The following is a 12,895-nucleotide window of genomic DNA, read 5'->3' on the forward strand; positions in this document are numbered from 1 at the left end:
CACCCCTTATGACGCCGCTCACGCAGCGGCGCGATGGAAGTCTTCGGCCTCGATCCACTCGATCAGCATGGTCAGGGTGTGGCGAATGGCCTGTTCCTGCTCGCTGGTCCGTGATTCCAGCGCGGCAATCGTACGCTGGGCCTCTGCCAGTGCAGCCAGCACACCGTCATCGCCGGGACGTGCTTCGAGAGCGGCGATGCGGCGATTGGCTTCTTCAAGCTGCGCGGCAAGATCGAAGTCCGGCAGCGGCGCGACTGGCGCGGCGCGCATGTCGGCCAGTTCGATGATCGCCTGCTGGAGTTCGGCAATCTGCTCGTCGCGTTCAGCCAGAGCGGCACGCCATGCGCTCTCGTCCAGGGCCGGCGCGGCAGCAGGCGTCGCAGCGGCCGGAAGGTCAACCTGGGGCACATCGGCCAAGGGAGCGGGGGCGACCGAGACCTGCGGCTTGCCGAAAGCGCCATCGCCCGCAAGGTCCGCCAGCACGGCCTGCAGCATTGCTGCATCGATATGATCGCGCTGGTCCACCGCGCCCATCAGCATCAGACGGTTGACGATCTGGTTGATCCGGCGGGGCACGCCGCCGCTGGCCTTGGCGAGATCGGCATAGACGCGCGCATCGAACTGCGGACGCCCTTGCCAGCCGACCAGCGCAAGGCGATGCTCGACATAGCTGCCGACTTCAGCCGGCTCCATCGCATCAAGGTGATGCGAGGCGATGACGCGCTGGCGCAATTGCTCGAGCTCGGGCGACGTCTGGATCAGCGTGCGGAACTCAGGCTGGCCGAGCAACAGGATCTGCAGCAGCGGGTGCGCGCCCAACTGGAAGTTGGAAAGCATGCGCAGCTCTTCGAGCGCTTCGACCGAAAGGTTCTGCGATTCATCAACCACCAGCAGGCAGCGGCGGCCTTCGCGCGCTTCATGATGCAGGAACGCCTCGATCTGGGCGAGTGCGGTGGCCTTGTCGTGGCCCGCCACTTCCAGTCCGAAGGCGCGAGCGGCGACGTGAATCAGTTCCGCGCCATCGAGCGCCGAGGTGACGATCTGGGCAGCGGTGAGTCGCTGGCGATCGACCGTCGCCATGAGGTGCGCTGCGAGCGTCGACTTGCCCGCGCCGACTTCGCCGGTGATGACGATGAAGCCCTCACCCTGAGCAAGGCCATAACCGAGGTAAGACAAGGCCTTACGGTGCGTTCCGCTTTCGAAATAGAAGCGCGGATCGGGCGTCAGCTGGAACGGACGGCCGGTAAGTCCATAAAATTCATCGTACATCGAAGCCGTCTCCGGGCATCAGAAGGAATAGCGCAGGCCAACAAGGCCCGATGCGATTACTTCGTCTTCAATCACTTTACGGTTAACACTATCCAAACCGACCGCTGCGGTCGCCACGAGGCGGTCCGTCAGGTTGCGGAAGTAGGCGGCGTTGACGCCCACCGTGGTCACGTCGCCAAGGCTCGAAGCGCCCGACTCGAACCACGCGGCATAAGCCGAAACGGCGAAGCTCGACCGCCGGTCGATCGGGCCGTTGAGCCCGGCGTCGACATAAAAGCTTTCGTCCACCAAGCCATTCGCAGCGCCAAGAACCGAATCCTCCCGAGCGATGTACTTGCGGCGGATGTAGCCTGCGCCAACCCCGGCCTGCAGGCGGCCGAGGCGGTGGGCATAAGTGGCGTTGACGCCGCGGGCGCGGAACACCGAACTTGCGACCGAGGACAGCGCGTTGTTGACGCAGCCGCCGGATTCGGAGCCGATGGCGCAACCGCTGATCTGGCCGTTGAACGGATCGCGGTTGACCTGGAAATCGGTCGGCAGATCGCGCAGCGCGCGGTTCACCTGCCCGCCAAAGCCCGACACGTTGTCGTAGACGGCGACTGTCAGCGAGCTGCGCACGTTCGGGTTGTAGGAGAAGCTGCCGTAGTAGGTCGTGCTGTCATAGCGGCGACCGACAAAGGCAGAGAGTGCAGTGCGTCGGCTCGGCCGCCACATCACGCCTGCGTCCCAGGTAAAGCCTTCGGTATCGTAAGCCAGCTTGCGGGCCTGCGACTTGTCGGTGACGTAGCGGCCGTTGCTGCCGATCACCGGCACGCCAGCGGCATCGCGCACGGCATCACGGGCAGATACCTCCACATCCTCGTATCCGACCGCGCCAACGAGGGCGAGTTCCATCGTGACGGGATAGGTGACCTGCACGCCTGCGCGCATGTCACGCACGCGCTGATCGAGGTTGCTCACGTCTTCCTGGTAGTACGATCCGCTGGCCGTTATGCCCACTGGAAGGACCGTATCGGGCGCAATGCCTGCAGAGACTTGCGCCGACTGCGATACGGAATCGTCGAAGATGTCGGTCAGTGCCTGCCCCGGGGAAAGCTGAAGGGCATCCTTCTGCTGCACCTTGGTGTAACCGAGGATGTAGGAGCCAGACAGCGCAACGTCGCCCACGTGGGTGGAAACGGCAGGTCCGGCGTAGAGCGAATAGACCTGGCTTACCGCGTCGTCGGCGGCGAGCGGATTGAGCGTCGACGCGCCGCTGCCCTCGACGCGTGTGCGGGCCGCAAGCGCACCAGCTTCGACCGAGAGAGTGCGCGGGATCAGGTCATGCTTGACGCGCGCGAGGCCGGAAAGCGTATCCCCGTCACGCACGCGATCCGTCTGCGATATCCTCCGCTCATAGCGGACCGAGACGGCGCCTTGTGTGCGACGACCGTTGAGCGTCATGTCGACACCGGCCGCGATCGTGCTGTAGGTCAGCACTTCGTCACCGGGCGAGAGCTCCCACAGCACGTTCTGCGTGGCTTCGATGTAGGGCGTGATCGTGGCGCGAGGGCCGCCACCGGCACCGCGCGAGGTCAGGCCCCCGCCCTTGCGCGGAGCATCGGCCTTGCCCGAGGGCGCATCACCATCGACGCTCTCGTAATCGAGCGATTGCGCGTGAAGCGGACCTGCCACGAGCATCGCCCCGGCAAGCGTGAGCAGGCGCACTGAAAGGCGCGAAGGAAGCCGCATCCGGGTCATTCCTTGTATCCATAGTAAGTGCCGAAGCGGCGACCGGTGGTCGAGAACCGCGTGCCGTTGAGCAGGAGCTTGATGTCCTCGCAGGCCGAGAGCAGGCTCACGGCATCGCGCAGCGCGGCTTCGCCGGTGATATCGGCGCGCACCACCATCACGGTCTGCCCGACGTGATTGGCCAGGACGCTGGCAGGCGAAGCTGCCAGTACCGGCGGCGAATCGAATATGACCACGCGGTTCGGGGCATGGGCCGTCAGCCGGGCCAGCACAACCTCGGTACGGGCGGAGGCGAGGTATTCGGTGTCGGACCCCGTCGCATTGCCGGCTGGCAGGACGTAGAGCCCGGCGATGTCGGTGCCGATCACGCAGTCTTCCACGGCAATGTCCGGATCGGCCAGCGCGTCCATCAAACCCTTCCCGCCTGGCAGGCCGAGCGTGGAGAGAACCGAAGGCTTGGCGAAATCGGCATCGACCAGCAGGACTTCGGTGTCCTTCTCCGCCGCCATCGACAGCGCGAGGTTGACCGCACAGAAGGACTTGCCCTCACCCGGGTGGGCCGAAGCGACAAGAATGCGCTCGCCATGCTCGACCCGCTCGTCTGCCGCCGTGCGCAGCAGTTGGCGCTTCACGATGCGAAATTCCTCGAGCAGGCCGGTCACCCCGCCCTCGGGCTCGATCAGGCACTGTTCGCGCAAATGCGCGCGGTCGATCGCGTGGCGCTCGCCAGTGAACGGACGCACCGGCGGCTCGGACCGGACGATCGGTTCAGGCGTGACGGGCTCGGCCACAGACCTGGGCGCTGGCACTGGCGCGACCTTCGGCACCGGCGCGGGCGGAAGGTCGGGCACAACCGGGCGCGTCAACGTGCGGAAATCGAAGGTGCCCGAAGCGCGCTCGATCAGCGAGGGGCCGCTTGCCGGGAGAGGAATCTTGCTCTGATCGGTCATCGCATGTCTCCTCAGGCCACCATGCCGCGCTTGAGCATCTCGACGCCGAGCAGGACGAAGAGGACGACGAACAGGCCCGCCACGCCGCCCGCCCAATATTTCAGGCGCTTGGCGCGCTGGGCACGGGTTTCGCGCGTGATCGCCTCGGAAATCGCGCCGAGCACGGGCAGGCCGGTGGCACGCTCCAGCTGGCCGGTGGTGGAATAGGCGGACTTGAGCTGGCCCAGCGCGAAGGCGCCGCCACAGCCCGCGCCGATGCCGACGATCAGCACAAGGAACAACAACAGCGGCCGGTCTGGCGCAGCAGGACCGCGTGGCATCGTCGGCGGATCGATCACCTCGAACTTCACCGCATCGCGCTCGGTCTCGACCTGGCCGCGCAGGCGCAGCTGCTCACGGTCGCGCAGGAGCTTGTCGTATTGCTCCTTGAGCACGTCGTAATCGCGATTGATGCGCGCAGCCTCGGCTGCCACGGTCGGCTCGCTGTACTGCTGCGCGGTCAGTTGCGAAATTTCTGCCTGAAGCGACGCGCGGCGCGATTGCAAGGAAACGAGGCTGGCCTCGCGGTCGGCCTTGATCGACACGAGCGAGCTATAGGCAGGGTTGGGCGCACCGCCGCCACCGCCCTCGCCTGCCGCAGCCTTCTGCAGGTTGGCAATTTGCGCCTTGGCCGAGATCACGTCGGGATGGCTGTCGGTCAGCCCCCGCGCGCGCATCGATCCCAGATCCGACATGGCCTGGGCCAGAGCGCCCTTGGCCCCGCCCGAAACGCCGGGAATGGCAATGGTCTGCGGGGTGCCCGAAAGCTGGCCGTTGATCGAGGCCAGCGCGCTCTGTGCCGCGAGCAGGTTGGATTCGACATCGCGCATCTGGTTGCGCGCGGCCTCGAGCCGGGTGGTCAACGAACCTGCGCCGGGGATGAAGCCAGCATTCTTCGATTCGAACTCGGTGCGCTTCAGTTCTGCTTCTTCGAGGGCCTTCTTCCGGTCGGCCAGCTGCTGGTCCATGAAGGCCAGCGTGTCGGTCATCTCGCCTCGGCCGCCTGCAAGGTTCTCCTCGCGGAAGATGTCGATCATCTTCTGGACCACGTCCTGCGCAAGCTTGGCGTTCTCGCCATCGTTGCGGCCACCGCCTCCAGCCGTGCCGGTAATCTCGAACAGGTTGTCCTGCTGGCTGACCACCGTCACCTGCTTGCCGAGGCTCTCGACCGCGGCCTGCATCTGCTTGTCGGTCGTAACCTTGTCGCCCAGCCGGGTTGCGCGGACGACCTTTTCAAGGTTCACCGCGCTCGTCAGGGTCTGGCGGACACGCTCGATATCGCGCTTTCGGTCGCCACCAATGCCGATCTGGTCGGCCAGGACGTCATCGATCTGGACGAAGATGCGCGCCTTGGATTCATAGCTGTTGGGCACCATCGCCACCACCAGCCAACCGAGCAGGCAGACGGCCCATGTGATGCCCAGCGCAATCCAGCGCCGGTGCCAGATGCCATGGAGCGCAATGCGCACTTCCTCGTAAATGCTGGTCATCGGCGCGCGCTCAGAACGTGCTCTCGGGGATGATGATCACGTCGCCGGGCATAAGCAGCACGTTGGCCTTGGTATCGCCCTTGCGCAGCAGATCGCCGATGCGCACCGCGTATTCCTTCTGCGCGCCCGACTGCTTGTCGAACCGCACCAGCCGCGCCTTGTTGCCCGCGGCATATTCCGAAAGCCCGCCAACCGCGATCATCGCGTCCAGCAGCGTCATGTTGGCGCGGAACGGGATCGAGGCCGGCTTTTCGGTGGCGCCGACAATGCGCACCTGCTGACTGAAGGTCCCGGCAAACCTGTTTACGATGACCGAGACGATGGGCTCCTGGATGTACTGCGAGAGCTGAAGCTTGATGTCCTCGGCCAGCATGGAGGGCGTCTTTCCGACCGCAGGCATATCGGTGATCAACGGCGTGGTGATGCGCCCGTCCGGCCGGACCTGCACGCTCGCGCCGAGTTCAGGATTGCGCCAGACGAAGATGGTCAGTTCATCGAGCGGGCCGATCACGTACTCCTCGCCGGGGCCCTCCTGCAGCGCCACGAACGAGGCAGGTGGCAACTGCGGACCTGCCCCAACTCCGCCACAGCCAGACAGGGCAAGGCTCAGCATGGCCGTGCCGGCAAGCATACGGGTCAGGCGGGAATTGAACGGCATGAACTGTCCTTCTTGCTGCGGTGGCTCCTGCGCAAAAGCCTCGTCAGCCGCATGCGCAGGTCCGCAAATCACCGCTGGCTATCGCCAAAAAGGGTGAAGATTGCGTTAGCCTTGATTGCTTGAAGGCGTGACGCCAAGCGCCCATTCGCCGCCGTCCCGTAACGGGACTGGCGCGGAGTCATCCGTTAACAGCCGGAACCTATGCACTTGTCAGACAAGCATTTCCGCGGCCGGCCCTTGGCCAAGGAACATCGCCGGGCTGGCGCTCGCTCCATAGGCACCGGCGCAGAAAATGGCGACGATATCGCCGACGTCAGCCCGCGGGAAACCACCCTTGTCGGCCAGCCGATCGAGCGGAGTGCACAGGCATCCGACAATGCTCGCCTCCTCCTCTACCGGCGCATCGAAGCGCGTGGCGATGGCACTGGGATAATTGCGCCTGACCACTGTGCCGAAGTTGCCCGAGGCGGCTAGCTGGTGATGCAGGCCGCCATCGGTGACGAGGTAGATCTCGCCATGGCTCTCCTTGCGATCCACCACGGTCGCAAGATAAACGCCTGCTTCGCCAACGAGATAGCGGCCAAGCTCGATGCAGAACGCCGTGTCGCGCAGAACTTCGGGCAGATCGGCAAAGCGCTCGGCCAAGGCCTCGCCGACCGCGCCGATGTCGACTGGTTCATCCCCCGGGAAATAGGGAATGCCGAACCCGCCGCCGAGATTGCACTTCGGCAGAGGAACCCCGGTTTCCTCGGCAAGGCGCGCCGCCAGTGCCAGGGTCTGGCCCTGAGTCTCGATGATCGCGTCGGCTGAAAGCGCCTGGCTTCCGGCAAAGATATGGAAACCCTGCCAGTCCGCTCCTGCAGCAAGCAACTTGCGCGCGAGCGCCGGTACGCGTTCCGCATCGATGCCGAAGGGCTTGGCCCCGCCGCCCATCTTCATGCCCGACCCTTTGAGGTCGAAATCCGGATTGACCCGAATGGCAAGCCGGGGACGAACGCCCACTCGTTCGGCAATGGCCAGAGCGCGGCTGGCTTCCCCCTCGGATTCGAGGTTCAGGGTTGCTCCCGCCGCAATCGCTGCTTCAAGCTCCGCGTCGCGCTTGCCGGGGCCCGCGAAGCTGACCCGGGCCGGGTCAACGCCCGCCGCGCGGACGATGGATAGTTCGCCGCCTGACGCGATATCGAAACCATCCACCAGCCCGAGCATATGCTTGAGCAATGGCCCGTAAGGGTTTGCCTTGACTGCATAATGGATGGAAAGCCGTTCCGGCATCGCGGCGCGCAATGCCGCCACCCGCGCCGTCAGAAGATCGCGCGAATATACGAACAGGGGCGTTACGCCCGCTTCCGCAACAAGTTCGGTCGCCTTGCGCCCGGCGATTGCCAGGACACCGTCGATGGCGGTGTAACCCGATGGAATAGGGCCGAGCGGCTTCATGCCTGCGTCTCCTCGGCCAGTTCTGCAGCCAGCGCAACCCGGTCAAGCTTGCCATTGGGACTCACGGGCATGATCTCCCGCCAATGGACGTGGCGCGGCACCATGAAATTCGGCAAGACGCGGGTCAGGGCAGGAACCAGGCCGTCCTTGTCGGCGCCGAGCATCGCTCGCGCCACGAGATGGATCGCTTGCCCCAGTTGCGGATCGGGCAGTCCCAGCGCTACCGCCTCGGCAACGATGCCTGTGGCAACCGCAGCTTCTTCGACCTCCTGCGGGCTGACGCGATTGCCGCTGGTCTTGATCATGGCGTCACGCCTGCCGACGAAATGCAGCAACCCTTGCGCATCGCGCTTCACCCGGTCCCCCGACCAGACGGCCATGCCGCCAAGCTTCGAGAACGCCGGCGCAGGCCTGAACCGCTCCGCCGTGCGCACTGCGTCCTGCCAGTATCCTTGCGCAACCAGCGGCCCTGCGTGGACCAGTTCACCTTCTTCCTCGGCTTGAGCTTCTTCGCCCATGTCATTGATGACAAGAACTTCTGCAAAGGGAATGGCACTACCGATCGAGGTGGGATGCTCGTCGACCAGCGCGGGATCGAGGTAGGTCGACCGGAAGGCCTCGGTCAGCCCGTACATGGCATAGAGGTCGGCCACCGGGAATTTTGTCCGCAGCGCGCGGACCAGCGATGGCGTCAAGGCGCCGCCGCTGTTTGTCAATCGCTTGAGCGATTGCGCGGCGTCCTGCGGCCATTCCAGTTCCACCAGTTGCAGCCAGAGCGGCGGCACTGCAGCGATTGTAGTGATGCCATGTCGGGCAACTGCCTTTACCACATCGCGCGGCGTGAGATAATCCAGCGGTACCACGCTGCCCCCGGCGTACCACGTGGACAGCAGCTGATTCTGACCATAGTCGAATGCGAGCGGGAGTACGGCAAGCACGCGGTCCTGTGGCGCGATCCGCAGGTAATACGCAACGCTGACGGCCCCCAGCCAAAGATTGGCCTGGCTGAGCATCACTCCCTTCGGACGCCCGGTAGAGCCACTGGTATAGAGAATGGCGGCAAGGCTGTCCGGCTCTGCGTCAGACGGCGGAAGTGCGCCACCTTCGGCCTCCGCTTCGGCCCAAACAGCAGCCTCCTCAATCGCCCGGCAAGGTGCGTCGCCCTCCTCCAGCGTATCGAGGCGGCCCTTGTTCGAAATCAGCAGCGCGGCCCCGCTGTCAGCCAGGATGTGCGCCGCCTGTGCGCGCTTGAGCAGCGGGTTGATCGGTACGTGGACCAGCCCGGCCCGTACCGCAGCCAGTGGCATCAGGCAGGCAAGCTCGGTCTTGGGCAGCCAGGTCGCCACCCGGCCACCGGGTTCGCCGACGCGCGATTTCAACCACTTCGCAAGGGTTCCTACACGTGCATTTAACGCTTCATGGCTAAGCGTGCGGTCCTTGAGCACCAGTGCAGGGGCATCACGCTCGCCGCGCAAGGCAAGGTGGTCGAGCGGATACACGGTGGGATCGGGCGTTTGTGGCACTCGGGTCTCGATAGGGAATGGCAAGAGCGTTGGACGTCTATCACGCCAGTCTTAAGGAAGCGCAAGCGGACCCGCGCGTTATCGCGGCTCAGGGCGCTTCGCCGTTCGAGCGGCTCGACTGGCTTGCCCTGCTCGCAGCGCATTGCCTCGACGAGGCGAAAGCGCGGGTCACCATTGCCGCGGACGAGCAGGGATGCACCGCCATGCCCTGGCTGGAAGACCATGGGCAGATTGCAACGCTTGCCAACTGGTACAGTTTTTTCGTGCGTTTTCTGGGTGATGGAAGACATCTTTCAGAGATCGTGCGAAGCCTTCCCCATAACCGGGCGATGTTTGCTCCTTTGCCGGAGGACGACGCCACAGCCCTTGCTTCCGCATTCCGCAAGGCTGGCTGGATCGCGCTCGCCGAGCCCTGCGACAGCAACCACGTGCTTGCCGTGAACGGACGGAGCTTTGCCCAATACTGGGTAGATCGCCCCGGGGCATTGCGCGAAACCTTCCGGCGCAAGAGCCGGAAAGGCGAAGTCACGCTGCGGCTCGCAACGCAGTTTTCCCAAGCCGATTGGGACGCTTACGAGACGGTCTACAAGCTGAGCTGGAAGCCCGGCGAAGGGTCGCCTGATTTTCTTCGGGCATGGGCCGAAATGGAGGGCAAGGCCGGCCGCTTGCGCCTTGGCATTGCCGAGGTGGATGGCCAACCAGTCGCCGCGCAGTTCTGGACTGTCGAGGGCGGCACCGCTTTCATTCACAAGCTTGCGCATGATGAACGCTTCCGCAAGCAATCGCCGGGAACGCTGCTCAGCTCGGCAATGTTCGAGCATGTGATCGACTGCGATAGAGTATCGCTTATCGATTTCGGCACTGGCGATGATCCCTACAAGCGCGACTGGATGGAAGATGTGCGGATCCGCTGGCGCGTGCGGGCATGGCGCAAGAACGCCATCCGTCACTGGCCTTCCCTGGTCCGCGCGCTTGCCGCACGAACACTGCGCCCCCTTGTCTCCAGGAACCGCCATGGTTAAGGGCCCGATGAAACTGATAACGGCAGCTGGACACTGATGAGCGACACCGACAGCACCCTGCGCGCGATCCTAAAGGACGTTCTTGGTCTTTCGGCCGAGCGCGTGGCCGCTTTCGATGCTTCGACCGGCCTGTTCGGGGAACTGCCCGAGCTTGATTCGATGGCCGTGGCCGGCCTGCTCACCGAGATCGAGGACCGGCTCGACATCGTGATCGAGGACGACGAGGTCGATGGCGAACTGCTGGAGACCTTCGGCAACCTGCGATCGTTCCTGGAAGCCAAAGTCACGGCGTGATCGCGCGCTGGCCTTGCCCCGGCCCCGAAGGCCAGAGCGAGGAGTATGCGCTTGCCTTCGATCGCGGCCGTGAAAAACGCCTGCTGATCGTCCCGCCTTTGTTCGACGAAGCCAACCGCATGCGGCGGATGCTGGTCGATGCCATGCGCCTGCTGGATGACGCAGGAATCGACAGCTTCCTGCCCGACCTGCCAGGTTGCCACGAAAGCCTGCAGCAGTTCGAGGCGCAGAGCCTCCACGGTTGGCGCAGCGCGATGCAGCTGGCGTCACGCCACTTCCGGGCGACCGACGTGCTGGCGGTACGTGGTGGCGCTCTGGTGTTTCCCAACGCACTGCCGGGCTGGGCGCTCGAACCTGCAAAGGGTGCGGCGATCCTGCGCCAGATGATCCGCGCCCGCGTGATTGCCTCACGCGAAGCCGGTGTGCAGGAGGACAGTGCGGCGCTGCTCGAACTTGGCCGCAGCGAAGGGCTGGAACTTGCCGGATGGCGCTGCGGTGCGTCGCTGATTGCCGGGCTGGAGAATGCCTTGCCACAAATCGAGGGGCACCACCTCATTGCGCAGGGCCAGCTTGGCGGTGGCGGCTTGTGGCTGCGGGCAGAACCAGCGGCGGCGCCCGAACAGTCCGCCGCCCTCGTCCGCGTGATCCTGTCCGAGATCGACGCATGACCAGGCGCCACCTCACCTTCACGTGCGAGGGGGCGACGCTTATCGGCACGCTGGACCGCGAGGCCGCGAGTCACTCGACCGGTCTGCTGATCGTCTCCGGCGGCAATGAGCTGCGCTCGGGCGCCTGGAGCGGACAGGCGCAACTGGCCGCGCGCATCGCCAGAGAGGGCTACCCAGTGTTCCGCTACGACCGACGCGGCGTCGGCGACAGCGAGGGCGAGAATCAGTCGTTCCGCCACTCCGGGCCGGATATTGCAGCAGCCCTGGCCGCATTTCGCGCCGCAGCACCGCATGTTGCCCGCATCGTCGCGTTCGGCAATTGCGATGCGGCCGCAGCGCTGATGCTGAACGCGCCTGCGCTGCCGATCGCTGCTCTCGTGCTCGCCAACCCTTGGACGATAGATGGCGAGGAAGCCCCAAACGCCATGCCCGCCTCGGCAATCCGCAGCCGTTATCTCGCCAAGCTCGCCAACCCGCGCGAGGTCTGGCGGCTGCTGACCGGCGGGGTGAACCTCGCAAAGCTCGCCAGAGGGCTACGCAGCGCGGCATCGCCGACGCCTGCTCCAGCGGGCCTTGTCGAGGAGATGAGGACAGGCCTTGCGGCTTTCAGCGGCGCCGCAACGATCCTGCTCGCCAGCCGCGACCGGACGGCGCAGATGTTCAGCGAAGTCTGGGACAGCGCCGACTTGCGCATCCAGCGCATCGACAGCGCGTCCCACAGCTTTTCAGACGAAGCCGCGCGCGAATGGCTTCACGCGCGGCTGATCGAGGTGCTTGGGCCCTAAACTGCTGCGACTTCCGCCTGAGCGGCCTTGAAGTCCAGCTCGGCAAGGAAGCGTTCGGAATCGAGCGCGGCCATGCAGCCGGTCCCGGCCGCCGTCACGGCCTGGCGATAGGTGTGGTCCATGACGTCGCCGCAGGCGAAAACGCCGGGGATCGCGGTCTTCGGCGTGCCGGGTTCCACCACGATGTAGCCGCTCTCATCGAGTTCGAGCTTGCCCTTGAACAGTTCGGTCGCCGGGGCATGGCCGATTGCCACGAAAGCGCCGTCGGTCTCGACGACGCTTTCCGCGCCGGTCACGGTGTCGATCACCTTCACGCCGGTCAGGCCCTTGCCCGGCTCGCCGATGAAGCTGTCGACCTTCTGGTTCCACAGCACCTTGACGTTGGGGTGAGCGAACAGACGGTCCTGCAGGATCTTCTCGGCGCGCAGGGAATCGCGGCGGTGGATCAACGTCACGTCGGGCGAATGGTTGGTAAGGTACAGCGCTTCCTCGACGGCAGTGTTGCCACCGCCGATCACCACGACCTTCTTGCCGCGATAGAAGAACCCGTCGCAGGTAGCGCAAGCTGACACGCCCTTGCCCGAAAATTCCTGCTCGCCCGGAACGCCGAGCCACTTGGCCTGCGCGCCCGTGGCGATGACAAGCACGTCGCCCTCATAGATGTCGCCGCTGTCGCCGACGGCGCGGAACGGGCTGCCATCCAGGCTGACTTCAAGGATCGTGTCCCACATCATCCGCGTGCCAACATGTTCGGCCTGGGCCTGCATTTCCTGCATCAGCCACGGGCCCTGGATCACGTCGCGAAACCCCGGGTAGTTCTCGACATCGGTGGTGATGGTCAGCTGGCCGCCGGGCTGCAGCCCCTGCACCACGATCGGCTGCATCCCCGCGCGCGCGCCATAGATCGCGGCGGAAAGCCCGGCCGGGCCGGAACCGATGATGAGCATGCGGGTCTTGTGCGTGGTCGCCATGGGAAAAGTCCTCCATTCGCCAGCGAGATAAGCAGCGCAGGGCGCAAAAGCCAGTCCG

General features: G+C 65.0%; 12 protein-coding genes. 4 read left to right on the plus strand and 8 right to left on the minus strand.

Going from position 1 to position 12,895, the window contains the following annotated elements:
- Positions 1-18: 18 nt before the first annotated feature.
- The 7 genes from AC1Q5P_RS09735 to AC1Q5P_RS09765 form a co-directional block, all read right to left on the minus strand.
- Positions 19-1,269, minus strand: a complete 1,251-nt coding sequence (locus AC1Q5P_RS09735; protein ID WP_492518810.1) for an XrtA/PEP-CTERM system-associated ATPase — start codon at positions 1,267-1,269, stop codon at positions 19-21.
- Positions 1,270-1,287: 18 nt separating this feature from the next.
- Complete coding sequence (locus AC1Q5P_RS09740; protein WP_492518811.1) at positions 1,288-3,000, minus strand: preprotein translocase subunit YajC; 1,713 nt, start codon at positions 2,998-3,000, stop codon at positions 1,288-1,290.
- Positions 3,001-3,005: 5 nt separating this feature from the next.
- Positions 3,006-3,950: a P-loop NTPase gene (locus AC1Q5P_RS09745; protein ID WP_492518812.1), complete on the minus strand. Its 945-nt coding sequence runs from the start codon at positions 3,948-3,950 to the stop codon at positions 3,006-3,008.
- Between the two features lie 11 nt (positions 3,951-3,961).
- Positions 3,962-5,479 carry an XrtA system polysaccharide chain length determinant gene (locus AC1Q5P_RS09750; RefSeq protein ID WP_039331409.1) on the minus strand — a complete coding sequence of 506 codons (1,518 nt, stop codon included), beginning with the start codon at positions 5,477-5,479 and terminating at the stop codon, positions 3,962-3,964.
- Positions 5,480-5,489: 10 nt separating this feature from the next.
- Positions 5,490-6,137 (minus strand): XrtA/PEP-CTERM system exopolysaccharide export protein, encoded by a 648-nt coding sequence (locus AC1Q5P_RS09755; RefSeq protein WP_492518813.1) that lies wholly within the window; start codon positions 6,135-6,137, stop codon positions 5,490-5,492.
- Between the two features lie 210 nt (positions 6,138-6,347).
- A complete protein-coding gene (locus AC1Q5P_RS09760; protein ID WP_492518814.1) occupies positions 6,348-7,574 on the minus strand; it encodes a pyridoxal-dependent decarboxylase, exosortase A system-associated in 1,227 nt (408 codons plus the stop codon).
- Positions 7,571-9,097, minus strand: coding sequence for an acyl-CoA ligase (AMP-forming), exosortase A system-associated (locus tag AC1Q5P_RS09765; RefSeq protein WP_492518815.1), 1,527 nt, complete (start codon positions 9,095-9,097; stop codon positions 7,571-7,573). The genes AC1Q5P_RS09760 and AC1Q5P_RS09765 overlap by 4 nt, the downstream gene beginning before the upstream one ends.
- 17 nt (positions 9,098-9,114) lie before the next feature.
- Here AC1Q5P_RS09765 and AC1Q5P_RS09770 point away from each other — a divergent pair, with 17 nt between their 5' ends.
- From AC1Q5P_RS09770 to AC1Q5P_RS09785, 4 genes are read left to right on the plus strand one after another with little or no spacing between them, the layout of a single operon-like run.
- A complete protein-coding gene (locus AC1Q5P_RS09770; protein WP_492518816.1) occupies positions 9,115-10,119 on the plus strand; it encodes a GNAT family N-acetyltransferase in 1,005 nt (334 codons plus the stop codon).
- Positions 10,120-10,155: 36 nt separating this feature from the next.
- A complete protein-coding gene (locus AC1Q5P_RS09775; protein ID WP_039331417.1) occupies positions 10,156-10,413 on the plus strand; it encodes an acyl carrier protein in 258 nt (85 codons plus the stop codon).
- Positions 10,410-11,081, plus strand: coding sequence for an alpha/beta hydrolase family protein (locus AC1Q5P_RS09780; RefSeq protein WP_039331419.1), 672 nt, complete (start codon positions 10,410-10,412; stop codon positions 11,079-11,081). Before AC1Q5P_RS09775 ends, AC1Q5P_RS09780 begins: the two co-directional genes overlap by 4 nt.
- Complete coding sequence (locus tag AC1Q5P_RS09785) at positions 11,078-11,866, plus strand: hydrolase 1, exosortase A system-associated (RefSeq protein ID WP_492518817.1); 789 nt, start codon at positions 11,078-11,080, stop codon at positions 11,864-11,866. Before AC1Q5P_RS09780 ends, AC1Q5P_RS09785 begins: the two co-directional genes overlap by 4 nt.
- Here the strand turns inward: AC1Q5P_RS09785 and trxB are convergent.
- On the minus strand, positions 11,863-12,837 hold the full coding sequence (gene trxB, locus AC1Q5P_RS09790) for a thioredoxin-disulfide reductase (RefSeq protein WP_492518818.1): 975 nt from the start codon (positions 12,835-12,837) through the stop codon (positions 11,863-11,865). The two genes, AC1Q5P_RS09785 and trxB, sit on opposite strands and share 4 nt — an antisense overlap.
- Between the last annotated feature and the right edge of the window lie 58 nt (positions 12,838-12,895).

The organism is Novosphingobium sp. GW835-FHT14H07 (genome assembly GCF_058793515.1).

Coding starts and splice junctions, on each gene's coding strand:
- AC1Q5P_RS09745 (WP_492518812.1), bottom strand. CDS start 3,950: ATGACCGATCAGAGCAAGATTCCTCTCCCGGCAAGCGGCCCCTCGCTG.
- AC1Q5P_RS09740 (WP_492518811.1), bottom strand. CDS start 3,000: ATGCGGCTTCCTTCGCGCCTTTCAGTGCGCCTGCTCACGCTTGCCGGG.
- AC1Q5P_RS09760 (WP_492518814.1), bottom strand. CDS start 7,574: ATGAAGCCGCTCGGCCCTATTCCATCGGGTTACACCGCCATCGACGGT.
- AC1Q5P_RS09785 (WP_492518817.1), top strand. CDS start 11,078: ATGACCAGGCGCCACCTCACCTTCACGTGCGAGGGGGCGACGCTTATC.
- AC1Q5P_RS09735 (WP_492518810.1), bottom strand. CDS start 1,269: ATGTACGATGAATTTTATGGACTTACCGGCCGTCCGTTCCAGCTGACG.
- AC1Q5P_RS09755 (WP_492518813.1), bottom strand. CDS start 6,137: ATGCCGTTCAATTCCCGCCTGACCCGTATGCTTGCCGGCACGGCCATG.
- AC1Q5P_RS09750 (WP_039331409.1), bottom strand. CDS start 5,479: ATGACCAGCATTTACGAGGAAGTGCGCATTGCGCTCCATGGCATCTGG.
- AC1Q5P_RS09775 (WP_039331417.1), top strand. CDS start 10,156: ATGAGCGACACCGACAGCACCCTGCGCGCGATCCTAAAGGACGTTCTT.
- trxB (WP_492518818.1), bottom strand. CDS start 12,837: ATGGCGACCACGCACAAGACCCGCATGCTCATCATCGGTTCCGGCCCG.
- AC1Q5P_RS09770 (WP_492518816.1), top strand. CDS start 9,115: ATGGCAAGAGCGTTGGACGTCTATCACGCCAGTCTTAAGGAAGCGCAA.